The 23,675-nt window shown below is 53.0% G+C and carries 25 protein-coding genes; 3 read left to right on the top strand and 22 right to left on the bottom strand.

Annotated elements, in window-relative coordinates:
* Positions 1-486 precede the first annotated feature (486 nt).
* The gene (locus J2Z70_RS32820; RefSeq protein WP_209880024.1) at positions 487-1,362 is read right to left on the bottom strand and encodes a nucleotidyltransferase-like protein; all 876 of its coding nucleotides are present in this window, start codon (positions 1,360-1,362) and stop codon (positions 487-489) included.
* 128 nt (positions 1,363-1,490) lie between these two features.
* Between J2Z70_RS32820 and J2Z70_RS32815 the strand changes: the two genes are divergently transcribed.
* The gene (locus J2Z70_RS32815; protein ID WP_036726202.1) at positions 1,491-1,856 is read left to right on the top strand and encodes a DUF2614 family zinc ribbon-containing protein; all 366 of its coding nucleotides are present in this window, start codon (positions 1,491-1,493) and stop codon (positions 1,854-1,856) included.
* 106 nt (positions 1,857-1,962) lie between these two features.
* Here the strand turns inward: J2Z70_RS32815 and J2Z70_RS32810 are convergent, their stop codons facing one another.
* The 18 genes from J2Z70_RS32810 to uptA form a co-directional block, all read right to left on the bottom strand.
* Positions 1,963-3,684, bottom strand: coding sequence for a glycosyl hydrolase family 18 protein (locus J2Z70_RS32810; RefSeq protein ID WP_209880021.1), 1,722 nt, complete (start codon positions 3,682-3,684; stop codon positions 1,963-1,965).
* A gap of 193 nt (positions 3,685-3,877) precedes the next feature.
* Positions 3,878-4,309, bottom strand: coding sequence for a peroxide-responsive transcriptional repressor PerR (gene perR, locus J2Z70_RS32805; RefSeq protein ID WP_209880018.1), 432 nt, complete (start codon positions 4,307-4,309; stop codon positions 3,878-3,880).
* 125 nt (positions 4,310-4,434) lie between these two features.
* Positions 4,435-6,363 carry a DUF4097 family beta strand repeat-containing protein gene (locus J2Z70_RS32800; RefSeq protein ID WP_245368723.1) on the bottom strand — a complete coding sequence of 643 codons (1,929 nt, stop codon included), beginning with the start codon at positions 6,361-6,363 and terminating at the stop codon, positions 4,435-4,437.
* A gap of 37 nt (positions 6,364-6,400) precedes the next feature.
* Complete coding sequence (locus J2Z70_RS32795) at positions 6,401-6,874, bottom strand: GNAT family N-acetyltransferase (RefSeq protein ID WP_036726204.1); 474 nt, start codon at positions 6,872-6,874, stop codon at positions 6,401-6,403.
* 84 nt (positions 6,875-6,958) lie between these two features.
* A complete protein-coding gene (gatB, locus tag J2Z70_RS32790; protein WP_209880005.1) occupies positions 6,959-8,404 on the bottom strand; it encodes an Asp-tRNA(Asn)/Glu-tRNA(Gln) amidotransferase subunit GatB in 1,446 nt (481 codons plus the stop codon).
* A gap of 39 nt (positions 8,405-8,443) precedes the next feature.
* Complete coding sequence (gatA, locus tag J2Z70_RS32785; protein WP_209880002.1) at positions 8,444-9,901, bottom strand: Asp-tRNA(Asn)/Glu-tRNA(Gln) amidotransferase subunit GatA; 1,458 nt, start codon at positions 9,899-9,901, stop codon at positions 8,444-8,446.
* A gap of 25 nt (positions 9,902-9,926) precedes the next feature.
* Positions 9,927-10,214 carry an Asp-tRNA(Asn)/Glu-tRNA(Gln) amidotransferase subunit GatC gene (gene gatC / locus J2Z70_RS32780; RefSeq protein ID WP_076080520.1) on the bottom strand — a complete coding sequence of 96 codons (288 nt, stop codon included), beginning with the start codon at positions 10,212-10,214 and terminating at the stop codon, positions 9,927-9,929.
* Positions 10,215-10,645: 431 nt separating this feature from the next.
* Positions 10,646-11,029 (bottom strand): ATPase, encoded by a 384-nt coding sequence (locus tag J2Z70_RS32775; protein ID WP_209879999.1) that lies wholly within the window; start codon positions 11,027-11,029, stop codon positions 10,646-10,648.
* Between the two features lie 158 nt (positions 11,030-11,187).
* The gene (locus J2Z70_RS32770) at positions 11,188-11,961 is read right to left on the bottom strand and encodes an ABC transporter permease subunit (protein ID WP_209879996.1); all 774 of its coding nucleotides are present in this window, start codon (positions 11,959-11,961) and stop codon (positions 11,188-11,190) included.
* Positions 11,958-12,860, bottom strand: coding sequence for an ABC transporter ATP-binding protein (locus J2Z70_RS32765; protein WP_245368722.1), 903 nt, complete (start codon positions 12,858-12,860; stop codon positions 11,958-11,960). Before J2Z70_RS32765 ends, J2Z70_RS32770 begins: the two co-directional genes overlap by 4 nt.
* An 11-nt stretch (positions 12,861-12,871) precedes the next feature.
* Entirely contained in the window at positions 12,872-13,063 is a 192-nt protein-coding gene (locus tag J2Z70_RS32760) for a PLD nuclease N-terminal domain-containing protein (protein ID WP_036726214.1), read from the bottom strand.
* Between the two features lie 40 nt (positions 13,064-13,103).
* On the bottom strand, positions 13,104-13,331 hold the full coding sequence (locus J2Z70_RS32755; protein ID WP_209879990.1) for a hypothetical protein: 228 nt from the start codon (positions 13,329-13,331) through the stop codon (positions 13,104-13,106).
* Between the two features lie 2 nt (positions 13,332-13,333).
* Complete coding sequence (locus J2Z70_RS32750) at positions 13,334-13,654, bottom strand: YxlC family protein (protein ID WP_209879987.1); 321 nt, start codon at positions 13,652-13,654, stop codon at positions 13,334-13,336.
* Positions 13,644-14,186: an RNA polymerase sigma factor SigY gene (gene sigY, locus J2Z70_RS32745; protein ID WP_209880030.1), complete on the bottom strand. Its 543-nt coding sequence runs from the start codon at positions 14,184-14,186 to the stop codon at positions 13,644-13,646. Before sigY ends, J2Z70_RS32750 begins: the two co-directional genes overlap by 11 nt.
* A 58-nt stretch (positions 14,187-14,244) precedes the next feature.
* Positions 14,245-14,451 carry a hypothetical protein gene (locus J2Z70_RS32740; protein ID WP_036726218.1) on the bottom strand — a complete coding sequence of 69 codons (207 nt, stop codon included), beginning with the start codon at positions 14,449-14,451 and terminating at the stop codon, positions 14,245-14,247.
* Between the two features lie 216 nt (positions 14,452-14,667).
* Positions 14,668-15,297, bottom strand: a complete 630-nt coding sequence (locus J2Z70_RS32735) for an MBL fold metallo-hydrolase (RefSeq protein ID WP_036726226.1) — start codon at positions 15,295-15,297, stop codon at positions 14,668-14,670.
* 5 nt (positions 15,298-15,302) lie between these two features.
* Positions 15,303-15,869 (bottom strand): thioredoxin family protein, encoded by a 567-nt coding sequence (locus tag J2Z70_RS32730; RefSeq protein WP_209879985.1) that lies wholly within the window; start codon positions 15,867-15,869, stop codon positions 15,303-15,305.
* A complete protein-coding gene (gene uptA, locus J2Z70_RS32725; RefSeq protein ID WP_036726220.1) occupies positions 15,866-16,480 on the bottom strand; it encodes an undecaprenyl phosphate transporter UptA in 615 nt (204 codons plus the stop codon). Before uptA ends, J2Z70_RS32730 begins: the two co-directional genes overlap by 4 nt.
* Positions 16,481-16,728: 248 nt before the next feature.
* Here uptA and J2Z70_RS32720 point away from each other — a divergent pair, with 248 nt between their 5' ends.
* Entirely contained in the window at positions 16,729-17,064 is a 336-nt protein-coding gene (locus J2Z70_RS32720; RefSeq protein ID WP_209879964.1) for an autorepressor SdpR family transcription factor, read from the top strand.
* A gap of 36 nt (positions 17,065-17,100) precedes the next feature.
* On the top strand, positions 17,101-17,754 hold the full coding sequence (locus J2Z70_RS32715; protein ID WP_209879961.1) for an SdpI family protein: 654 nt from the start codon (positions 17,101-17,103) through the stop codon (positions 17,752-17,754).
* Between the two features lie 629 nt (positions 17,755-18,383).
* Here the strand turns inward: J2Z70_RS32715 and J2Z70_RS32710 are convergent.
* The 3 genes from J2Z70_RS32710 to J2Z70_RS32700 all read right to left on the bottom strand — a co-directional run bounded on the left by J2Z70_RS32710 (position 18,384) and on the right by J2Z70_RS32700 (position 23,516).
* On the bottom strand, positions 18,384-21,029 hold the full coding sequence (locus tag J2Z70_RS32710) for an O-antigen ligase family protein (RefSeq protein WP_245368721.1): 2,646 nt from the start codon (positions 21,027-21,029) through the stop codon (positions 18,384-18,386).
* Positions 21,030-21,614: 585 nt separating this feature from the next.
* A complete protein-coding gene (locus tag J2Z70_RS32705; RefSeq protein ID WP_209879958.1) occupies positions 21,615-22,796 on the bottom strand; it encodes a class I SAM-dependent methyltransferase in 1,182 nt (393 codons plus the stop codon).
* Between the two features lie 57 nt (positions 22,797-22,853).
* Positions 22,854-23,516: a DUF6483 family protein gene (locus tag J2Z70_RS32700; protein ID WP_209879956.1), complete on the bottom strand. Its 663-nt coding sequence runs from the start codon at positions 23,514-23,516 to the stop codon at positions 22,854-22,856.
* Positions 23,517-23,675: the final 159 nt, after the last annotated feature.

Genomic DNA, 23,675 nt, shown 5'->3' with positions numbered 1-23,675 from the left:
TTTGAAACATCTGACGAGAATTTACATTCTCATTTTTGGATCTCACCGAAGTGATCTCCAGATACTCACTCGTTGTTCAGTTTTCAAAGATCAAGTTCATCTTTTGTCGCCGTTTTTTGTCTCAGCAGCGACCTTTATAATATATCACAGCGCCCTCGTTTTAGTCAACCTTTTTTTTAATTTCTTTTTTCGGCTGAATTACGACTGCATTGCTGCGCATCGTTATGTCAGAGGGACGAGTTATAATTTATCATAAGAACTGCACCCTAGTCAACCCTAAATATTCAATTCCCTTTCAGCTCTTCTGCACTGGACAAATAAAATAACCCCACAAAGCGAGGCTTTAGCTTCGATGATGACTCAGGTACTTTGCGGGGGCCCCAAACTATATAAATTCTATAAAAAAAGAGAGTATATTCACCCTCTCCATTCTCCCGCTAATGCTATCTATATAGAGCTGTTACCGCCAGTAGGCGATTTGTTAACTTAAAGGGTATAACGAATGGCATGACCATCCCCGGCATCCACTGCCCACGAGGCGATCTCCCGAATTAATGAACGGGATACCAGCTTGCGGAGCACAAGCGGCAACTCTGCCTGGAGCGGGCTGAGCCCCGAATGCTGCAGAAGCTCCTTAATGCTCCACGCCTCCTTACGGCTGCCCAGGATATGAAGCAGCATGATACAGCAATCCTCCATTTTTGACATGAGGGCAAATTCACAGGCAAGCAGGATCAGTTCGATTCTCTGGTCCAGTGTCTCTGTGCTGATAGTCAATTCTTCATATAGCTTATGGACCGGGGAGTTCAGGCTTTTCACCTGTCCCCATACTGCCGGTTCCGGGAAATACCCCGCTTCACTCACTTCAATGCGCGCCCAATGATACAAGGCAATGAGTACGCAATTATAGGCATCCATGGTACAGCCTGCTTCAATATAACGCTTGGACTTAATATACATATGTAAAAAACGGGAGAATTCCATGAACAGCACCCGTTCTTTGAGCGGGCCCTCAAACTGGGTGAGCTGCTTACGCATCTCCGCCAAGATCCCCTTCGGGTCCCAGAGTACCTCTCCGGATATCAGGCTGCTAAGAAGCTCGTTGTTATCTCCGGCCATAACAGCACGTTCCAATGCAGATAGACCTACATGCACCGATTGTGTCCGCTTATCACCAGCAATGCTATGGGTTATGATGCGTTCCGTCTCCTGTTCCTCATGCAGCAGAAGGACCACCATATCAAAATCGTGCAGCAGCGCACTTTGAAACGTGGCGTCTCCTCTTTGCCGCCAAGCAACGGCTCCAAGAACATTCTCTTCAAAAGTCTCCCCGCTTAATAGGGTCAAATTGGACAGTTCCATGCTTCCCTCCATCAAATTTGGCGATTTTGCGTCCGTCAGTTATAATCTCTATACATAAGCTTATTCTACATATTCATGCCAGTTCCTCCTGAACAACCGAACTATATTTCAGTTAGGAGATCGTACTCATGAAATTTAAATCGGCCAAAATCAATGCTTTTCGCACCTGGGGACTGCTTCTGACCATGCTTGGCATGGGTCTCATGATCATGGGAACCGCAGGTATTGTATTCTGGGGCTCTGCCGGCAAAGTCGTTGCTGCTGTCGGTCTTGTCATTGGACTCGTCTCCATGATGGCCAGTCTGGCTATTTATTTCTGGGCGGGCATGCTCTCAACCAGTGCGGTTCAGGTGGAATGTCCGGAGTGCCATAAGCTGACCAAAATGCTGGGCAAAACCGACCGCTGCATGTTCTGCCATACCATCCTCACCATGGACCCTGCACAAGCTACCATTACTGCCGAAGAGCTTGAACTCCAGCAGCTTAAACATTGATCGTGTTCATGCAGCGTTAACTGCAATTATTAGTTATTATGCAGCATTCAGATTTTCTTGCAAAAAAAGGTGGTGTCCTGCAGAGGACATCACCTTTTTTATATGATTATTTTATAATTTCCTTCAATGCTTCCCATGCCTCCGGACTGGCAAAGCTACGGTTCCAGGCTGCCACACCGCCCAGCTTCAAGGACTGGGCCAGCTCTACCCGGGCTGTGAGCGAGGTGCTGTCCTCGATCCAGATTTTGCGGAGAACATCATCTTCCTTATACTCCACGTAGTTCTGTCCGGCTTCCTTATCGAATACCGGTGTCAGCTTCTTCTCAGCGATGATCTCCTTGACCGCATTCATACTGACGGCCTTGGAGCTTACTTTGGTCTTGCCCTTCTCGGTGGCTTCCGTCCAGATCCGCGTATAGAGTGGCACTCCCAGAATTAACTTCTCTGCTGGCACCTTATCCTCCTCGATAATCCGGTTCATAGAGGTCTTAACCCACGGTAAAGAGGCTACTGATCCTGCAACCGGACTGGCTGCCCAGTGCTCGTCGTAGGCCATTACAACCAGGAAGTCGGACACGGCGGCAAGCGCCGGACGGTCGAGAAACAGGGACCACATCTCGCTCTTGGACTTCGGCGTAACATCAATAGAAACAATCAGATTACGGCTCTGGGCCATCGGCTTCAGTTCCCGCATGAACTGCGTTACGTTCGGTCCATCCTTGGTGTACACATTCTCGAAGTCGATATTAATCCCGTCTAAATTGTACAGGTCTGCATACTTAAGCATCTGCACAATGGCATTCATCCGATTGTCATATGTGGATAAGGCTTCAGTGGTCAAATCGGGTTCAAAGCTGTTGCTCAGCAGCCCCCATACCTCCATCCCCTGATTATGCGCCCAATCTACATAAGAGCGGTCCGCCTGGCTGCGCACATTCCCCTTCACATCAATAATGCTGAACCAGGTGGGGCTAACCACATTAATTCCAGGCAAGGCTGCAAATTTGGCCGGATTCGGCTTGCGTTCGTACACGGCTTCCCAGAACATGTTTACCGGCTTATCCTTCCAGCTGCGCTCCGCGCGTGTAGGTATTGCGGGCTTTTTCTCTACAGTTCGGGTACCGTCTGCGGTAATATCATCCGCCTTGGCGTAGCCCGAATAACCATTATCAAGCTGAGCGTATACCCAGTCCTTGGTGTCCGTGTTCCAGATCCGTACAACATCCCCAGGATTCATATCCGCCAAAATCGGTGCATGCACCGAAGGCTCACTGCGCAGGGCTTTCGTTTTCCCGCCTTCTTTGCCCTTCACCTTGCCAAGCGGCACCGATTCACCTGCAGTCATTAGCAGCACTGCACCGGTATTCGTATCCTCTTCGATCTCGAAGCCGTACAGATTCTCCAGTGTGTCTGCCGGAAGATAGGTCACTTTATCTTTAACCTCGGGAGCAAGGCGAAGCTGCAGAGGTTCATTGTTCAAAGCTGCGGCCTTGGATTCCTCCTGCATGTACAACAGACTGCTGTCCGTTGAGAGGATGACTGATTTGCTCTCTTTTTCATAGCGGATAGAAGGATCTACATATTCCTGCAAAAAAGGCAGCGGTAACAGCAGTCCGTCTCCCGTACCCGATGCTGAATAGCCTGTAAGCTGTCCCTTCACAAAAATCGGCTTGTCCAGCCCCTTCCAGTCCGGGTCCAGATGCTGGCGGTTCGGCAGTACATAATAAACAACCCAAAAGGCTGCGGCGGCTATGATGACAAGTCCCAATAAGCGGCGAGTAAGACTTCCACGCTTTGTGACGCGTCTTTGTCTCTGTCTTCTGTCCAAAATAGGTCCTCCAAACCATTCGTTGAATTTAAAAGCAGGCAACACTTCTGTTAAGTATACGCCATGCAGGCGAGCTTGGTTGCGCGAATCTCTTGGAAGGTTTGTATTTTTGTAACAGCTTCATTCTCTCTTCATATAAAAAAGCGTGCAGAATCCGCATTCGGACTCTACACGCTTATAAGTATTATTCCATTCAGTGCTGCTTCTCGCCGCAGCCTTTGCACACACCGTACAGCTCCATACGCAATCCATGAATCTTGAAGCCTGTGGCCCGTTCGGCCTGCTGCTCTACCTCATGAAGAGTGGAATAGCTGAAATCCTCAATCTTGCCGCATTCCTGGCAGATAACATGATAGTGATCAGATACATTGGCGTCGAAACGGCTGGAATTATCACCGTAGGTCAGCTCACGGACCATACCTGCTTCCATGAACATCTTAAGATTGTTATACACAGTTGCCACACTCATACTCGGAAACTGAGGCTCAAGTGCCCGGTAAATATCGTCTGCTGTAGGATGATTCATCGCTTCCATCAGATACGTTAGAATCGCATGACGCTGAGGCGTAATACGGACACCGGTTGTCTTGAGTTGCTCCAATGCATGCTGTACGCCACTACCCATCCATGCCACCGCCTTTGATTATACAACTTAATAATAATTCTAATGTAATTGTATGACTCTGCTTTCAACGTTGTCAATGAAGTCATTACATTATATTCATTATTATATAATAAAAATTCCTTATTTCAATATTTGCTCACATTTAAATTGCTGTTTCCGTCTACACGCAGCTTGAACTCACCGGTTCCAATCTGGCCGGAAAGCACTTTTTTGTCAATCACGAGCCCTGGCAGGTCTGTTACGATATCTCCATATCCGCTGGAGCCCTCCACCGTATAATTACCTGTTAGCGGCAGGAACAGTTCAATATCCCCCACTGCACTGTACACATCCCAGTCTCCCCCGAAATCCCCGGAGCGGATGCTGATCCGGCCGTTCAGGGATTCGGCATGCAGCTTGGATCTTGCTCCGGATACCTCCACATTGCCATTCTTCGTGGACAGATCCAGCACATCCCCGCTGTCATATGCCGTGATGTTGCCGACCGCCGTTGACAGCTTCAGGGCACCTCTAACGTCCCAAGCCCCCATATCGCCTCCGCTTGTCCCCAGCTCCACATTGCCCAGGACATCTCTGGTGCGCACCGCACCGTTTAAGGTTTTACCTTTTACATTGCCGTAAATGCGGTGCAGAATCAGCTCCCCGTTCCCGGTCTCCAGCGAGATGTCGGCAATGGCTTCCACATTCTGCAGGGTAATTCCGCCATTCATCGTACGGACGTTCAGGTCGAACCGCCGGTCTTCCGGCAGGGAGATATCCAGGTTGATCCGCGGCTGGCGTTTGCCGGATTCACCGTACGCCTTACTCTGGGGTGTGATCTTGATTGTCGTACCTTCCGTCACCTCGACAAAGGACTGGTCCGCTATGGCTTCCGCCTGCACCCCGTCCAGCTGGTCTACCCAGACGGTTGCCGTAATCTCAATATCCTCCACAGCAGCCCGGTGAATGAGAATGTCTCCATTAATAGCGTCAATATTGACCTTGGAGGTGTTCAGTTCCACCGGAACCATCAGGGGAGCCTTCTGATATGAGCTTCCTTCCGCTTCCCCGTAATCGACTGCCGCCACGGTCAGGTTAAGACTCACCTTGTTCCACAGATGCAGATAGTGCTCCTGCTCGGTTACAATAAACACACAGGCAGCCAGTATTACCGCAGAGAACAATCCCCGCAGATCCATCCGCGCTCTTCCGGCAGTACCGCTCTGCTTCAGACGGCGGAAAAGAATATAGATCAGCAGATACTCTACTCCCCATAATACCGGAATGATAGGCCACCATTTGAGCAGCAGCATCATATAATCTGTTCCATCACGCCAGTCCAGGAGAAGCAGGATTCCGACAGCAGCCAGCGTTACTGAGGCCGTATATCTGCCGATCCGCCGCTTCTTCCGCTCCTTGTCCTGACGCGCTATGGAGTCCCTTGCCATCTCTCTGATACCCATAAGAAGGCCGAGGCCTATCAGCACCACTGCAACAGCAGCACCGGCAGAGGTCTCAATGAATACGCGAAGCCAGGGCGGCTTTTGCTGGAAAAGAAAGAGCATCGCCCCGCCGATAAGCAGCAGGAGGCCAAAGGAAATCCCCGGCTCGCTGATCCTTACCCGGCGTCTTGAGGTTGTTGTACCGGACTGGATGGTCTCCAGCTCTTCAAGATCATGCTCAACAGGAAACCGCAGAATCAGGTCTGCGTTCTGAAGCGCGTCAAACACATTATAGAAGTATAACACCGGAATCAGCAGCCCCAGTAAAATCAGCAGCGGTACATTGATTTGCATCCCGATAGATGAGAAATACAGCAGTGCCACAATATCCAGCACAATAAGGAAAATGACAGAAACCCCTTTGCGGAGCAGCCCGAGATAGAGATGTCCCGTGCCGGGAAGCACTGCAGCAAGCAGGCCGGCTATAAATTTACGTTTACGCGGACGGCGTTTGGGACGGGGAGGGATGTAGGGATGGTTCAATTCTACGTCAGCTTCAGACAGCGGCAAGCCTGCCTCATTCTCTTCTTCCCGCACGGAAAGCTCCTCATGATTCTGATGGCCGGAACTCATTCTCGGTACTCCTCCTTTCTAAATTGGGATGTACTTGTCATTTCAGCCTGCCTGTCCGGTGGAATTCCAGCAGCTCTACTCCAGGAACCACCTCTTCGGACCCGACAGGAATGAACCCGTGCTTGGTATAGAGCGTCACTGCCGGAAGGTTCAGCTTCCCCGTAGATACGATAAACTGCTCCATCTCCGCGTAACGGGCAAAGATAAATTCTAACAGTCTTCCGGCCACGCCTTGGCGGAAATGGTCCGGGCTGACCATCATCCGGGTAACGGTTAGCTTGCCGGGAGACTCCTGGGTGACTGCAACAGCGCCGAGCAGCTCCTCCGTCTCATCGAAGCAGCCGTAGAACTCCTCTGTAACCCGGCTGAGCATGTCCCTCGTCTCCAGCAGCGGCGGTATGTCACGAAACCCGATGATCTCCGCCTCCAGGCGGTATGCCTTATGCTGAAGGCTCCATAGCTCATCCAGCGTGATCTCATCCTGCAGATTCAGCTTCACTATTGTATCCATCCGTACATTCCCCTTATATACTGCACAGGGGCCTGCCGTTGCCGACAAGCCCTGTGCCCAAGATTCTATAATCTATTACCCAATCTAGCTGTTCAGCACTTCTGCAAGCAGTGTGTTCACAAGACCCGGGTTAGCCTTCCCTTTGCTCGCCTTCATGACCTGTCCTACAAGGAAGCCGATCGCTTGTTTCTTGCCGGCCTTGTAGTCTTCGACAGATTGCGGATTAGCAGCGACCACTTCCTGTACGATTTTCTTGATCGCACCTTCATCACTGATCTGCACCAGACCCTTTTCTTCAACGATAACTGCCGGCAGCTTGCCGCTCTCCAGCATTTCTTTGAATACGGTCTTGGCAATTTTGCTGCTGATGGTTCCGCCTGCGATCAGGCCGATCATCTCGCCCAGCCCCTGCGGCGTAATCTTCACCTGGGATAACTCCAGATTATTGCTGTTCAAATACCCCAGCAGATCGCCCATCATCCAGTTGGCGACAGCCTTAGCATCCTGCGTGAAGGCAAGACTGCCCTCGAAGAAGTCCGCAAGCGGCTTGGAGGAGGTGAGCACTCCGGCATCATAGGCAGTCAGACCAAACTCCTCACTGTACCGGGCCTGCCGGGCATCCGGCAGTTCAGGGATCGTGGAGCGGATCGCTTCCTTCCAGTCCTCGCCAATATGCAGCACAATCAGATCCGGGTCCGGGAAATAACGGTAATCATGGGCTTCCTCCTTGCCGCGCATGGACAAGGTCTTGCCTCCCGCTTCATCCCAGCGGCGGGTCTCCTGTACAACGATTCCACCGTCATCCAGAATCTCCCCCTGACGGAACTGCTCATACTCCAGCCCGCGCAGAACCCCGCGGAAGGAGTTCATATTCTTCAGCTCCGCACGGATACCGAATTCTTCCTGACCTGCCGGCCGCAGGCTAATGTTGGCATCACAACGCATCGAGCCTTCTTCCATCTTCACATCCGACACATCGCAGTATTGCATAATGGCGCGGATCTTCTCCAGGTAAGCACGTGCTTCCTCCGGTGAACGCAGATCAGGCTCCGAGACAATCTCAATAAGCGGAGTGCCTACCCGGTTGAAGTCAACCAGTGAAGCAAATCCTCCATCCACGTGAGTCAGCTTGCCCGCATCCTCCTCCAGATGAAGACGGGTGATCCCGATCCGTTTGGTCTCTCCATTCACTTCAATATCAATCCAGCCGTTCAGGCCGATAGGCTGATCAAATTGCGAAATCTGGTAGGCCTTCGGGGAATCGGGGTAAAAATAGTTTTTGCGGTCAAACTTGCTGACATCGCCGATCGTACAGTTCAGAGCCATTGCCGCTTTCATGGCATACTCTACCGCCTGGCGGTTAAGCACCGGCAGTACACCGGGGTGGCCGAGACAGACCGGACAGGTATGGGTATTAGGCGGAGCGCCGAATTCTGTGGAGCAGCCGCAGAAGATTTTGGACTTGGTATGAAGCTCCACATGAACTTCAAGCCCGATGACCGTTTCATATTTAGACATAGATAATCTCATCCCTTAAAAGTTTTGTGGGCAACTACTTCAAACTGGCAGCTACATTTGCGGGCGGGCCTTGTGATGCTTTGTATGTTGTTCAAAGGCATGCGCAACGCGCAGTACCGTACTCTCATCAAACTCCTTGCCGATAATCTGCAAGCCGACAGGCAGACCTTCCGCGAACCCGCAAGGGATGCTGATGGCAGGAATACCGGCCAGACTGACAGGAATGGTAAGGATATCATTCAGATACATGGTCAGCGGATCTTCGGTCTGCGAGCCCAGCTTGAAGGCTGTGGTTGGCGCAGTCGGGCCGATCACGACATCATATTTCTTGAACACTTCATCAAAATCCTGCTTAATCAAGGTGCGCACCTTCTGCGCCTTCAAATAATAAGCATCGTAATATCCGGAGCTTAGCGCATAGGTGCCGAGCATGATCCGGCGTTTGACTTCAGGGCCGAAGCCCTGGCTGCGGGAGTTATGGTACAGATCCAGCAATCCACCCCCATCATCCACACGCGTCCCGTAACGGACACCATCAAAACGTGCAAGATTCGACGAAGCCTCGGAAGAGGAGAGCAGATAATAAGCGGCTACAGCATATTCCGTATGCGGAAGGGAAACCTCTTCCCACACTGCGCCTAGGCCCTCCAGCACTTTAAGCGCTGACAGCACGGATTCACGGACCGAAGCATCTACGCCTTCGCCGATGTATTCCTTAGGCACAGCTATACGCAGACCGGAAATATCACCGGTGAGTGAACTCAGATAATCTGGTATGCTGACCTTGGCCGAGGTGGAATCCTGGGCATCATAACCGGCAATCGCCTGCAGTACATATGCAGAATCCTCAACGCTGCGGGTAATTGGACCGATCTGATCCAGGGAGGAGGCAAAAGCTACCAGACCGTAACGGGAGACCAGGCCATAGGTAGGCTTAAGGCCGACCACTCCGCAGTAGGAAGCCGGCTGGCGGATCGAACCGCCGGTGTCGGAACCAAGTGTAAAGAATACCTCTCCTGCCGCAACCGCTGCTGCCGAACCGCCGCTCGAACCGCCTGGAACACGCTCCAAATCCCATGGATTGCGCACAGCGCCGAAGCTGGAATTCTCATTGGACCCGCCCATGGCGAACTCGTCCATGTTCAGCTTACCTATAGTTACGGCATCGGCCTGACGCAGCTTGGAAACTACGGTAGCATCATAAATCGGCTGGAAGTTATTAAGGAACTGGCTGGCACAGGTGGTGCGCAGACCTTGGGTCACAATATTATCCTTGATTCCGGCGGGCAATCCGAATAACAGACCACGTGCAGCTCCGGTTGCCAGCTTGTCATCAAGCGCACGTGCCTGATCGCGGGCCCCCTCTTCATTCAGTGTCAAAAAAGCATGAACCTTGCTGTCACGTTCCGCAATGACGGACAGGGATTCTTCAGTCAGTTCACGGACCGAGACCTCTTTACTGTGCAGCATGTTATGTACTTCAGGTAGTCGATATTGAAACAGGCTCAACTTGCTTCCTCCTCTCAGGGTATGGTTATTCCAGAACAGCGGGAACCTTGAAGTGTCCCTCTTCATGTTCCGGTGCGTTAAGCAGCGCTTCCTCTTGGGTCAGGCTCTCCTTCACCACATCGTCACGCATCACATTGCTGACTTGCAGCACATGGGTGGTCGGCTCTACATTCTCAGTATCCAGCTCATTCAATTTCTCGGCATATTGTAAAATAGCATTCATTTGTTCGGTGAAGGTAGCCTCTTCTTCCGGGCTTAATTGCAGTCGGGCCAGCTTGGCCACATGCTGCACATCTTTGACGGTGATGCTCATAATGGATATCCCTCCTGTTTAAAGGGCTAAAGCGCCCGGATAACGTTTTTAATTATAGGGTAGACGGCCTTACAATTCAATGCGCTTGTCGATTAAGGGGGATATATGGAGAGTAAGCTTGCAAAATACCTGAGGCTGGGGGGCGGCACTGCGGATTGTTGCAGGTCTTGCAGGATTAATGCTGCTTAGGTGCTCGAATACCCAGATTGTTGTACGTTATACAGGATTCCTTCAGGTTAACAGACTAAAACTCACCAGAAGGCTGTATTTCGTGCAGAATTTGCACGGACTGGCGGGTTGCAAGGCGGCATTGTTGTAATTTGGGCAGGATATTCGGCAGACTGGCAGTTAGCGGACGATGGATTTCGGGGTTAAGGGTTAGCAATAGGTTCGTATAAAGAACAAAAAAGCCGGCATTCGCCGGCTCTTACTTAAATCCAAGCGCGAAGATTCACCTGTTTGATGAAATCCGCCTGGGACAAACCTTCTTGGGATGCAGTCTCTATCTCTTCCACTTCAACTTCTTCGCCGTTCATCAGGTGATGGAACAGCTTCTCGTTGTACGTTGACAGTGCATAATCTATCAGCGCTTCGTGCGTGGCTCTCTCGGCTTCTGCTACCAGCAATTGCTCCTCGGCCTCAATATCCTCTGCCGTAACATAGAAATTCCGGTTAGCTTCGGGAACACGAATGACATAATCAAACGCATTATCAGGATTGCGGTCGTAAGCAATCAGGTAGCCATAGTCTCCGATAGGAAGACTCTGCTCAAAAGCGTCTGCGACAATGACAATCTTCTCTCCTAAACGCAGCATCATCCTACCTCCTGACCAAAATCTATCATGGAATTGCTTGTTTCAACAGTCTACTAAAAAAAGATAGAGCTGTCCAGCAGCAGGATGATGGTAGGATGAATTTCCGCAGAAAACACTCTGAAAATTCCTGAAAGATCGCTTACTTATTGCAAAGCTTGCTAAACTGGCAATTTATTCCTTCCAGCCATCAGTGAGGCACCGGCAATACAAATAATAATCAGGAGCACTGCGGAGACAATCGGTGCCAAGCTCACTCCGGTGCCTCCATCTGCAAGCACACCGGCAGACATTCCCGGCAGAGAAGCAGGCATCCAGTTCAGCTTAACCGGCAACAGGCCATGGACGAGGCTCATGACCGCTGCCAGCAGGAGAGATAGACCGGCAGCAGCAGGCCCGCGCAGCCAGGCACTGAAGAGCAGCGTAAGCGACACCGCACAGAGCAGCCACAGCGCATACAGTCCGGACGCTGCAATCACATCCCGCCAGGATAAAGCCCCCATAAGCTGTACTGTATAATAAGCCGCTCCCGCTGCCCCCAGCCCAATGGCAATAACCAGCACTGTGAAGTTCGCGGTCCATTTGGCTGCAACAACGGATATAGAGGAGACCGGCTTCGCCATTAACAGTTCAGAGGTACCGCTGCTGCGCTCACCTGCCAGGCTGTTCATCGTTCCCAGCACCAGAATCAGCATCCCAATTGTTCCATACTGGCCCAGGGCCTGAGCCATCACAGAAGACGCGGCCGGTCTCTCCATATTCTCCATCAATCCAGCCGGGACATTGGAAGAGAACGCCAGGATATCCGCCATATAAAAGCTGACCAGCGGCTGCATAATTCCCAGAACAATAAACACCACCGGAATCCAAATCAGCTTATAGCTGCGCACACTCTCCAGCATCTCCTTCAAATATAGAGCCCAAAGTCTCCTCATGTTCCCACCACCTTCATGAACAGGTCCTCCAGTGTCGATGAGCCTGCTTCAAATTGCAGCAGCGGAATATCCAGCTCCACAGCTTCCTGCAAGAGCGTCCGGCGGGCGAGTTCTACATCTGTGACGTTGAACACGGCCTTGCCATCCGAAATTAGCGCCTCTTCAATAAAATCCTTGTGTCTAAGCGCTTCAAGCCAGCGGATAGCCGAATCTTCTTTCCCTGTAGTGAGCCGGATTACCGGCAGACTGTACTCTGCGCGGAGACTGGACAAGGTTCCTTGAACGGCTATAGTCCCCTTGTTCATCAATACGACATCATCGCATATCTCTTCCGCATCATGCAGCACATGCGTGGAGAAAATAACAGTTGTCTCCTCCCGGATGTCCCTGAGCAGCTCCATGACTTCCCGGCGTCCGATAGGATCAAGCGCGGAGACAGGCTCATCCAGTAAAAGCAGGCGCGGTCGGTGTACCAGAGCCTGGCCCAGCCCGAGGCGCTGCTTCATCCCCCCGGAATAACCGCCAATCCGTCGCCGTGCCGCAGAGCCTAGTCCCACTCGCTCCAGCACAGCGCCCGATGCCGCCGCAGCCTCCCGTGCATTCATGCCGCTCATCCTGGCGGCAAATAAGATGTATTCGTGACCGCTCATCCAGTTGTAAAAAGCCGGGGCTTGGGGGAGATAACCCAAATACTGACGGTAATCCGTCCCCGGAGAGCCCCCGCCAAAAGTGATCGTTCCGGCAGTCTGCGGCAGAAGACCGGCAAGCATACGCAGCGTTGTAGTCTTCCCGGCTCCATTGGGTCCGAGCAGCGCGACACAGCGTCCTGCTTCAATTCCAAAGCTGATGCCGTTCACCGAGGGATGCCCCTTAAAGCTCTTGTGAAGATCCTTGACCATAAGCAGCGGCATCAGAATTCTTTCCTTCCCAGAGTGAAGTAAGCCACGCTGCCCAGCAGGTTGCCAAAAATCAAGAACAGAACCCACATCCATTTCGGTCCGCGTACTTGCTCTGTCTTGCTCAATGAAATCAGACCGATTATTGCCAGCACTACCTGCAGTGCAAGCAGCGGCCCAATCAATCCCCAATTCAAATCCTTCATAAAGGTATCCTCCTTGTCTCCCTGGCAAGGGACTATTGTCTCAGCGGCTCCTTCCAGCCTTCCGTTTGCGCTTATCTGGAAGAACTACAAACAGCAGATAACATACTGCCGGTGACGGTGCACCGGTAAGTCCCCAGATTCCCCAGAACCAGGCCTTCCTCCCCTGACCTCTGTCCCTGGCATCACGGAACAGCCAGGTTCCCTGCAGCAGCAGCACAACTGCAAGAATTATCCAAATCCAAACAGGTATCTCCTGCAGCTCCTTCACGATTATGATTCCTCCCGCCCGTGTCTGATCCGCGCTGCTCCCAGGCTGCCAAGTGCGCTCAGAATGAACACTGCCTGCAGACTCCAATACAGCACCGGCGCCGTACTTAGAACAGAAATCACTATGGTAACCAGCACAAGAGCCACTAGAATGAATAGCAGCAGTTCCTTACGGCGCCGCTTCCTCCGGCGGACAGCTTCCCCGGCAATTAGCTGCTCCAGCTCCGGCAAGGAGGGCGGAGTAACATCGGCGTACAGCATATCCAGATGATCCAGTTCTTCGGACAGCTTACCCAGCAGCTCCTCGTCACTCTTAAACCTCATCCTCATTCAGCTCCTTTCGCAGTTGACCCAGTCCGGCAGCTACCCGTGATTTGACCGTTCCGGAAGGGATCTCCAGCATCTCCCCGATCTCATCGTAGCTGTATCCGTAATAATGCTTCAGCAGCACAGCCATTCTGTGCGCAGAGGATAGACGCGACAAGGCGTCGAGCACTTCACTCCACTCCATATTCCGGCTCTCAAAGCTCCAGCGCAGACTGCGGTTCCCCTGCTCCTGCATCTGCCCTTCCCGCCACTGTGCCTCCCGGCTCCAGCGCCGCTTACGGTCAATATACAAACGGCTGCCAATGGTAATTAGCCATGAAGAGAATGCCGAGGTCCCATTATAAGTCCCGATCTTCTCCATGCATCTGACCATCGTGTCCTGAGCAATCTCTTCCGCAAGCAAAGGGTCAAGTGTCGCTTTGATCAGATACTTGTACAGGAAGGGATAATGCTCCCGCAGCAACACCGCCAGTGCGGCAGCGTCACCCTGCTGTGCCTGACTGATCATCTCCAGCGTCGTGTCGCCCATAGCCCCTCCCCTTATCTCTTCTGTCACACCTGTAATACGTCTATGTAATAGTTATCGTTCATTCCGAGTCAGAATTATTCTGCAGCTCCCACAGTCTGCGTCTCCATGGCTGAATAGCCCCCTTGCCTCCGGGAAAGCTCCAGAACAGCGTATACTTAGTATCACTCTTCCCGGCCAGATCATTCACTTCATTCCGCTCCGCTATCAATGAATCTTTCGCTTCTAATTCCCCGTAATCCAACTGGCAATGCATATTATCCTTCATTCTGCTTCCCCCAATAAATTCATCTCTATAGGCAAAAAAAAGAACGCAAACCGGGATTATTCCACAGTCTGCGTGCTTCGCGAGGTAAATGTTACATTTAATTAACCATATTGTAACAATCTGGCCCCGGCTTGTCTACCTCTAATTTCCCGGTTTGTGTCAAATCCGGCCAAAAGATGTCGTTACACGGCAAACGGAAACGGCTTTGGCGTCCTCTTACATCGGGACATAAGGGTTGTGAAGCTTTTCATAGCCGATTGAGGTTCGCGGACCATGTCCGGGAAACACTCTCACTTCCTCATCCAGCCGGTAGAGCTTGCCGCGGATCGAGTCAATCAGATCCCGTTCTCTGCCGCCCGGAAGATCGGTACGTCCCACTCCCATTTTGAACAAGACATCACCGGCGAACAAATCATTCCCGCACAGGAAGCTGACGCTTCCCGGTGAATGTCCCGGCGTATGCAGCACCCGGAAAGAAAGGCCTAGCAGCTTCAGGATTTGGCCTTCCGCCAGATCGTATTCTGCCGGATCTGTGCTGACGGGAGGCGTGGTATCAGGCCACATCAAGGAGCCGTTCAGCTTCGGGCTGCCCAGCCACTCGCTCTCCAGCGGATGGATATAGACCGGGCACTTCTTGGCTTTGCGGACCTCGTCCAGCCCGGCAATATGGTCGAAATGGGCATGTGTCAGCAGAATCGCTTCAATCTCCATTCCCTCAGCGCCGCGGAGCAGACCCGCAGGATTAGCACCCGGATCAATGATGACACCGCGCTTAGGGTCTGCCCCCGTCAGAAGATAGGCATTGGTCTGGAGTGCCCCCAGATTATAAGAACGAATATTAAGCATCGGCATTAGAATCCGGAAATCAGACTGCGCAGCTCTTTGGCGATAACTGCGTGTGATTCCGTTCCTTCTCCGTAGGCTTGCCCCATTGCTTTGCGCACTTCGGTAATTTTGCTGTCATAGTCCGCTGCTTCGCGGTCCGGGTTCTCCCGTTTGAATTCTCTCATCAGGGTCTGGACATGCTCTGGACGCGGTCCCCACTGCCCCAGTACATAACCTCCGGTATCCGCAAAAATCACGATGGGAACGGAACGGCCGCCCATGGTCAGGAAGTTGTCCATCAGCTCCTGGTTCTCTTCGAGAATCAGCACTTCCGTCTTGATACCCGCAGTCTCCAGAATCCGGAAGACCACCGGGACATTGCGGACCACATCTCCGCACCAGTCCGCAGCCAGAATCAGCACACGCAGATCATCACGGTGATTCAGGCTCTCGAAATATTCTCGGTCACTCTCGTCTTCCCAGGTGAACTTCTCGTACCAGGATTCAAAAGCCTGCTGGTTCTTCGTCATGGCTTCCACGAACTGGCGCGGAGTCAGGCCTTGGCCAAATTTGGATGCTACATTCTGCTTCATACTGCACTACCCTTCTTTTTGGATTTGTACCACTTGAACAGGAAATACAGAATAATTACCGCAATAGCGCCAAGAAGAATCTCATGAGTGTACTTGGCTGCGACCTCATCAATGGTCTCCCACTTGTCTCCAAGCGTATACCCCAGATAGACAAACAACGCGCTCCATGGAATGACTGCAAGGGTTGTCAGCAAAGTGAATTTGCCCAGCGGCATGCGGGAAATACCGGCCGGGACCGATATGGCATGGCGGACAACCGGGATAAAGCGGGCGGTGAAAATCACACCGGTTCCATACTTTTGAAACCATTCTTCAGAGTGGTCAATATGCTTTTTGGAGATGAAAATGTACTTGCCGTACTTCTCCAGCACAGGCCTGCCGCCATAACGGCCAATCCAATAAACAAAGATCTGGGCGATCACTCCCCCGACGGTACCGAACAGCACGGCGCCAAAAAAGTTAATATCGCCTTGTGAGACCAAATAGCCGCCAAAAGCCAGGACAATCTCACTTGGAATGACTTCAATCATGAGCCCGATCATAATTCCAAAGTAGCCCAGAGACTGAATCCATTCAAACAAATGTGAAATGACATCAGATATAAAGTGCACTGCAGGTCTCCTCCCGTATGGCGTAATAGCCTGGTATTCTGCTGGCAGAACCCATCTGCTTAACCGCTCTATGTATCCAGCTTCTCCTAGCCTATTCTAGCATATGCAGGCTTACGACTTCTAGTTGAGGGAAATGAAGCAGAAGGATTCCTTTGATTCAAGAGTGAAATCTGCAATTGACAAAGGCTGGAAACGGATTATATTATGTATTTAGATAATTACTTAAATATCTAAAGGAGGAATAGGCGGTGAACGAATCGTTCAAAGCGCTCGCAGACCCGACCCGAAGGCAAATTCTCCGGCTGCTGCGTGAAAAGGACCGGACGGCCGGGGAAATCGCCGATTTTTTCAATATGACGAAGCCCAGCATCTCTCACCACCTCAATGCGCTAAAGCACGCGGGGCTGGTGCAGGACGAACGTAACGGGCAATTCATCGTCTATTCGCTGGACTCCACGGTACTTGAAGAGGTGCTTGGCTGGTTCCTGGAATTGACGGGTACAGGCAAGGGCAGTACGGACAGCCAACCCGAAGAACATGCGGATGTTGGCTCAAAGGGTTCAGGACCCAAAAGGAAAAAGTAACCCGCACGCTATTAAACATACGGAGGATGAACATTGATGAAGAATTTCACATGGAAGTGGCAGGATACGCTGATTGTCATTCTCGGGTTCCTCTCACTGGGCTATGCGCTGGTGAATTACGGCAGGCTGCCGGATCAGCTTCCCGCCCAATTCAGTCTTACCGGCAAGGTCAACACTTACTGGAGCAAGGGTTCGGTTATTGCTTTGTTCTCTTTTATGGGATTGATTTTTCCTTTGGCGATGCAGTTTATACGTAATATTGATCCCAAGGGAGAGAATTATAATAAGTTCCAGGGGGCTTACAAAATGGGCCGTCTCACCATTGCCGTCATATGTGATGCCGCCCTTGTGCTGTCGGTGAGCTACGGGCTGGATGAGCATTTCGCCGCCGCGAAGTGGGCTACTGTAAGTGTGGGACTGCTGCTGGCTGTAATCGGGAATTTCCTGCCGCAGATCAGGGATAATTATTTCACGGGAATCCGCACGCCCTGGACGCTGCATGACCCTGCCGTATGGCGGAGAACCCACCGCTTCTCCGGGAGGATGTGGGTGAGCGGCGGTCTGCTAATTGCGCTTGCGGCCTTCATGCCCGTTACGCTGTCGATCAGCATGATTATCACTGCTCTGGTAATCATGATTATTCTCCCTATTGTGTACTCATGGCTGATCTCACGGAGTGTTAAAGTCTGAGATTAGTCCGGGGATGGCTAGAAACTGTGGCTTGGGTGATGGGCGGCGGCGGCAGTCCTAGTACAGCGTCAATTAAATTTATGGATTGGGTCAGTAAAGCGATAACACCTACTATTGTGTTCGGTTTTCCGCATACATTGGGCCCAAGGACTGCACTCTTTTAGTCCTTCAGGCCTCATCATGCCCACCCACTATTTTTAATCTGATGCGCTACTAGTACAGTGTCAGGTTTAAAAGGGTGGATAAGCTTGTTAAACTCTACCCCGAAATCTAACGGACCGGAGAGACCTTATCCCCACGAAAACGCCACTTTTTGCAGCGTATCGGACTCAGGCGGCCTTATTGTCTCCCTACGAGACGTTTTGGAGCCGAAGTGTAAAGGATAAGGCCCATGGAGTCCGTCACTCGCCCAGTTGGCAACTTTCTTCCCAAATAAGAGCACCTCAGTCCGTTACGCTAAGCCAAACGCCCCTGAAGAACAATCCCCGCTTGGAAAAGATGTAATTTGAAGGGTAATTGCTTCTTCTCCACTATTTTAAATCTGATGAGGTACTAGGATGAAGCTGACGTCATTATGCTGATATGTTCACCACCTCAGATCAAGCTCCGGTTCCAATATGAGGCGCGTCTTATCTATTACTGGAGCTGAGGGCCGCCTGGGACTGTAAATGTGTTAACTGAAAGTAAATCCCTTCGCTCTGCGGAAGCAGGGTGAAGTTGCGGTCATTGTGCTGCGGTCCTCTGTCCTGCTCCTTGGCGGTCAGCAGGCTGTACTGCCGCAGCAGCTCTAGTCCCGCCGCCGCGCTGTCCGCCGCTATACGTCTGTCTCCCTCTGCCAAGCTGCGTTCCCCCATCTCAAGCATTCCTTTTAAAGCAGCAAGCCTTCTGTCGGCATTAAAGCGATCCGTCTGTTGACTGCGGCGGACCCAGTATAGCGCTTCTCCAGGATCACTGCCCCGCAGATAACTTGCCGCAAGCTCCCCGTGCAGGGCAACGTCCCCCAGAGAGAATGACAGGCTTCGCAGGAGCAGATCAACCCCCTGCTTCTGTGGAAGCAGCCGCGATAATGCAACCGCAGTCTGCGGCTCTCTCGGGTTCCAGCTCAGTGATTGCTGCAGCAGCGTAATTCTTACGGCAGGATCACTCTCCCTGACCGCCTGCTTGAATAGGGCGGCCCCCTTCATGGCCTGGAAGGAAAGACCGCTGCATAAAAGGGTCAGTCCGCAGAGAACGGTTATGCCTGCGTATCTCCATAATCGGCGAAGCCGGTTCTTTCGCTGGCCAGCCGGCTTGCTGCGCCGCCAACGGGAGTCATGCAGAACTGTAGGGACAGCCGTCCTAGCGGTCCGGCTGTTTGCTTCGGCAATTGCCCAAGCGGGCAGCAGGAGCAGCAGCAACCAGACCAGCCCATAGCTCCAGTCGAAATCGGCTGCGCTATGCAGAATAATCACCAGCAGAGGCGGAAGCAGCCTTGGTGATGCCTTGAATACCAGCCATCCTGCGGCCAGAAGCAGCAGGATGGCCGCAGCCAGACCCGCCATCCCGAGGTTCAGCAGGATGTCGAGGTAACCGCTGTGCACCTGGCTGCCCACGTAGGGGCGGGACTGAGCGGCCAGGTACGTATGCCGCCAGGTCTCGCCCCCGCTCCCCAGCCAGGGCGCTTCTGCCGCGAGCTTCCAGGCGTCGCGGTAGAACAGCCCGCGCGCGGCGGCCGTCGGTGACGGCCCGGTGATCCGCGCGCGTACCAGCAGCAGGACGGCGCTGGCCGCCGCCGTCCAGACCGCCGCCGCCAGCGCCAGCACGGCGGCGCGGTGCCCGCCCGCCGCACGGCAGCTGCGGCGGTGCAGCCACAGGCCGGCTAGCCACGCGCCGGCCCAAAGCCCGGCCAGCAGCAGCAGGCCGGGCAGGGGCTCTGCCGCCAGCCCGGAGCGGGCCAGCTGGCGGTAGAGCAGCGCCGCCGCGGCAACGGGGGCGGCGCCGGTGATTAGAAGCGGCACGAACAGTTGCCGCTTCAGGAGAAGGGCTGCGACACCGGCGGCAGCCGCAGCCAGCCATGCGCCGCGCGACTCGCTGAGCAGCAGCGCGGCGGCGTACGGGAAGAGCGGCAGCAGGCGCGCCGCTCTTAGCCAGTGCGAAGCGGACCAGGTTCCGGTCCGCTTCCAATTGATGCCTGAATCTCCTGCACCTTCTTCACGCGCTCTGCTGCCCCCCGTTCGCTCCGAACTTTTGCCCGCACCCGTATCTCCTGCACCTGCCTCACCCGCTCTGCTGACACACACACGCTCAGCATTATTGCCCGCCCCCGTACCTTCTGTACCTACCTCACCCGCTCCCCTGACACCCATACGCTCAGCATTATTGTCCACACCCGCGCATTCTGTACCTACCTCACACGCTCTACTGTCACCCATACGCACCGCATTATTTCCCGCACCCACACCTTCTGCCCCTGCCTCACCCGCTCTGCTGACACACATACGCTCAGCATTATTGCCCACACCCACACCTTCTGCCCCTACCTCACCCGCTCCACTGACACTCGCACGCACCGCACTGCTGCCTGCACCTCCCTTATCTACTCCGCCTACAGCCACGCCTCCAAACGCACCGTTCTTCTCCCCATCCGCTGCTTTCCCAGAATCTCCAGACCCGAAGCTATAAGCGGCTGCAAACAGCCGTTCCAGTAAATACACGGCCATCACCGCACCAAAGGCATTCGGATACTGAAGCAGCCCGGCCAGCCTGGCACCAGTGGCACTGACTCCCTGCGATTGGGTATACGCCACCGCATAAGGAATCGGCAGACCTCCGCAGACCGCCAAAAGGGCAGACAAACTGATAGTGATTCCAAGCAGATGCCACACTGCTGCAAGAAGAGTTACTCCCCGGCGGGTTCGTGCCGCCAGCAAAGCGAATGTCACAAAGCTAGTGTAGAAGCCTGAGCGCAGCATTTCATTCAGCGTTCCTTGCGCGGATACGGGACTGCCCAGTGCCTGGATAGCATACAAGAGACAGAGTAGCACACAAGCGCTGAGTAACCCCCAGATAGCCAGCCCCCTCCCTCCACCTATACTGCCAGCCAACTCCCGAATATGCTTTCTACGTTCAGGCTGCTCCTCTACTTGCGCCCCTCTACCAGCCGCCATATAGATAAGTACCAATCCCAGCAAGACTCCGCACAAGCCAAACCACACCGTCAGGAACAAATACATCTCCCCGGTGAAAAAGAACCCTCTCAGCACACAGGCCGCCGTCCCCGCTGCTAATAACGCCAACCCGCAAACCAAAGTAACCAACCAATCACTTTGCCGTCCATACCTGTTCACCCGCATCCTAAATCTCCTATTGCTCATGATGCTTAACAGTCTGCCCATATTTACCGGAAAACAGAAGAGGCCACCGCTCCCCTCTAAGTAAGCTCGAACACGCAAATGAAGAGCACTTATGCACCTGATCTCACCAAACGCATCTCACACGCTCAAATGAGGAGCACTTATGCACCTGATTTCACTAAACGCTGCTCACACGCTCAAATAAAGAGCACTTATGCACCTGATCTCACCAAACGCAGCTTACACACGCAAATGAAGAGCACTTATGCACCTGATCTCACTAAACGCTGCTCACACGCTCAAATGAAGAGCACTTGTGCACCTCATTCCACCCAAAGTGGCCCTCCGCCAATTCTGGAACACTATTGTCTCTCAAAAGCTATCTATAGCCATCATCCTGCCTACTCACCTTCGCGTCAGCACAAATTGTGTTCGGTTTTTCACATACAGCCCCGAACCCGCAAAAAAACAGCCGCCCCCATCAGGAAGCGGCCGGTCTGTCATACCCTAAACTATTCAACACATGAATTAAACTTCCGTACTGCCGGAGGGCAGCAGGTCGGAGCAGACGCGTTCTAGGTAAGGCTTGGCACCGAGGAAATCGCGGAATGCGGTGTATTCGCTCCATTTGGCAGCCCGGTCACCGCTGTCGCTGCGGACGGCGCGGATCAGGATGTTCTTCGGGGTGTGCTCCATATCGATGAATTCCAGCAGTTGGCTGCGGTAGCCCATCAGGTCCAGCAGCTTCGCCCGGATTGCATCGGTGGCGAGCGCCGAGAACCGCTCCTTCAGGATGCCGTGTGACAGCAGCGGATTCAGCACCTCGCTCTCTACCTGCGCGAACAGCTCATGCTGGCAGCAGGGCACCGAGAGGATCACCGATGCGCCCCAGCGCACCGCCTTCTCCAGTGCAGCATCGGTGGCGGTATCACAAGCATGCAGCGTGACCACCATGTCCACCTGATCCAGCTCATTATAGTCGGCGATATCGCCCACCAGGAACTTCAGCCGGTCATAACCCAGCCTGGCAGCCAGCGCATCGCAGTGCGCAATGACATCCGCCTTAAGGTCAAGGCCGACAATATTCAGCTCCCGCTGCTCGCGGACCGCGAGATAATGGTACAGGGCGAAGGTCAAATAAGACTTGCCGCAGCCAAAATCCACAATCGTCAGCGGCCGGCCTGCCGGCAGATCGCCCAGCACATCCTGAACCATCTCCAGGAACCGGTTGATCTGGCGGAATTTATCATATTTCTTGGCCAGCACCTTGCCCTCGCTGTTCATAATGCCAAGCTCGACCAGGAACGGCACCGGCTCCCCCTCATCCAGCACATACTGCTTCCGGCGGTTATGGGCCAGATCCGGCGCTTCCTGCTTGCTGGCTGATTTGGTCAGAATCGATACCTTGTATTTCTTGCTGATCAGCACCTGATAGTCAGCACCGGCCGTACACAGCAGACCTTGGCGGAAGGTGTCCCTCAGCAAGGTGAGGATCTCTTCAGTGGCATCCTCTGCGGGAATATTGCGGTGTTCGACCTTAGGGCCGATGTAATAGGCAAACTGATAATGCAGCTTCCCTTTTAGCTCAACAGGCTTAACCTGTACTTTATTGTAGGCGGCATCGCCCTTGCTGCGCAGCTGGCTTAGTGTAGCCGTAATCAGAGTGCGGCCGGTTATCACTTGCTCGATCAATTCCTTCAACGCTTCCAAATGGGTACATCTCACTTTCGGGTTTATAAAATAGAGCACGTTGTCTCCTGAATATCGTTACATTATAGCATTAACCGTGAGCTTGCTCCATTCTCCCCTGCCCTGCTGCACTTCCTCCAGAGGAAGGCTGCCCTGGGCTAACTGCTCCGGACTTAACAGCAGCAGCCGTTCATACAGCTCTCTGCCTTCCTCCGCTACATTCTCCCCCTGCTCCCAGAGCCGGTAGAGACTGTTCTCCGCCTTGGCGTAATGTCCCCGGGATTCGTGGTAAGCCATCAAGAGGCGTTCGGTCTTGGCGGGAAGGCGGTACGGCTCCACTTCCTCCAGCAGCTCATTTATCTCTTCCGTCATGTTCAGCAGCTCACGGTCCGCGCCATGAAGATCGGCATAAATGAATAAATGCAGGGAACGCATCGCCCTGAACAGGGCCGCATCCCGATCTCCTTTGGCCGCGTAAATCCCGCCTTCCTCCTTCAGCAGCCGGGCTACCCCTTGCAGCTTATCCGCCTCCAGCACTGTGCCAAGACGGAACATATCAATAATATCCTCTACGGACAACGAATTGAGCAGGCGTGAATTCAACCGGAAATGCCGCATCAGCAGCTCATCTACCTCCCACAGAGCCTCCGTTGTTTTTTTATCCTGCTTCAAGGTCAGCACCTTGGCAACCATCACTGTCATATCCTCAATCATCCGTACAATATAATCTCTCCGGAACATACCGAGCTCCTTTCGTTACGCAGTTGCTTCTCTTCTGTATCCTATGCTTGCTGTTGGACTCATCGTGAACTACCATCCACCTAAGAGGTGGCGGCTTCTTGGTCAATGAAGCTACTGCTCCAAGTTTACCCAAGCTCAAAGGCTAGTCCCTAGCCCAAT

The organism is Paenibacillus silagei, from assembly GCF_017874735.1.
In the GTDB taxonomy this organism is placed as follows: domain Bacteria; phylum Bacillota; class Bacilli; order Paenibacillales; family Paenibacillaceae; genus Paenibacillus_AQ; species Paenibacillus_AQ silagei.
Note: the sequence above shows the minus strand (reverse complement) of the source record. Positions and strands in the feature narration are given on the sequence as shown.

Excerpts from the sequence above, each read along its gene's own strand:
- J2Z70_RS32795 (WP_036726204.1), bottom strand. The coding sequence starts at position 6,874 with ATGGATACAATAGTGAAGCTGAATCTGCAGGATGAGATCACGCTGGAT.
- J2Z70_RS32800 (WP_245368723.1), bottom strand. The coding sequence starts at position 6,363 with ATGAGTTCCGGCCATCAGAATCATGAGGAGCTTTCCGTGCGGGAAGAA.
- J2Z70_RS32775 (WP_209879999.1), bottom strand. The coding sequence starts at position 11,029 with ATGCTGCGTTTAGGAGAGAAGATTGTCATTGTCGCAGACGCTTTTGAG.
- J2Z70_RS32770 (WP_209879996.1), bottom strand. The coding sequence starts at position 11,961 with ATGAGGAGACTTTGGGCTCTATATTTGAAGGAGATGCTGGAGAGTGTG.
- gatB (WP_209880005.1), bottom strand. The coding sequence starts at position 8,404 with ATGAGATTATCTATGTCTAAATATGAAACGGTCATCGGGCTTGAAGTT.
- J2Z70_RS32735 (WP_036726226.1), bottom strand. The coding sequence starts at position 15,297 with ATGCTTAATATTCGTTCTTATAATCTGGGGGCACTCCAGACCAATGCC.
- J2Z70_RS32765 (WP_245368722.1), bottom strand. The coding sequence starts at position 12,860 with ATGGTCAAGGATCTTCACAAGAGCTTTAAGGGGCATCCCTCGGTGAAC.
- J2Z70_RS32750 (WP_209879987.1), bottom strand. The coding sequence starts at position 13,654 with ATGAGGTTTAAGAGTGACGAGGAGCTGCTGGGTAAGCTGTCCGAAGAA.
- J2Z70_RS32730 (WP_209879985.1), bottom strand. The coding sequence starts at position 15,869 with ATGAAGCAGAATGTAGCATCCAAATTTGGCCAAGGCCTGACTCCGCGC.
- J2Z70_RS32700 (WP_209879956.1), bottom strand. The coding sequence starts at position 23,516 with ATGTTCCGGAGAGATTATATTGTACGGATGATTGAGGATATGACAGTG.
- J2Z70_RS32820 (WP_209880024.1), bottom strand. The coding sequence starts at position 1,362 with ATGGAACTGTCCAATTTGACCCTATTAAGCGGGGAGACTTTTGAAGAG.
- J2Z70_RS32740 (WP_036726218.1), bottom strand. The coding sequence starts at position 14,451 with ATGAAGGATAATATGCATTGCCAGTTGGATTACGGGGAATTAGAAGCG.
- sigY (WP_209880030.1), bottom strand. The coding sequence starts at position 14,186 with ATGGGCGACACGACGCTGGAGATGATCAGTCAGGCACAGCAGGGTGAC.
- perR (WP_209880018.1), bottom strand. The coding sequence starts at position 4,309 with ATGGGTAGTGGCGTACAGCATGCATTGGAGCAACTCAAGACAACCGGT.
- gatC (WP_076080520.1), bottom strand. The coding sequence starts at position 10,214 with ATGAGCATCACCGTCAAAGATGTGCAGCATGTGGCCAAGCTGGCCCGA.
- J2Z70_RS32715 (WP_209879961.1), top strand. The coding sequence starts at position 17,101 with ATGAAGAATTTCACATGGAAGTGGCAGGATACGCTGATTGTCATTCTC.
- J2Z70_RS32760 (WP_036726214.1), bottom strand. The coding sequence starts at position 13,063 with ATGAAGGATTTGAATTGGGGATTGATTGGGCCGCTGCTTGCACTGCAG.
- J2Z70_RS32815 (WP_036726202.1), top strand. The coding sequence starts at position 1,491 with ATGAAATTTAAATCGGCCAAAATCAATGCTTTTCGCACCTGGGGACTG.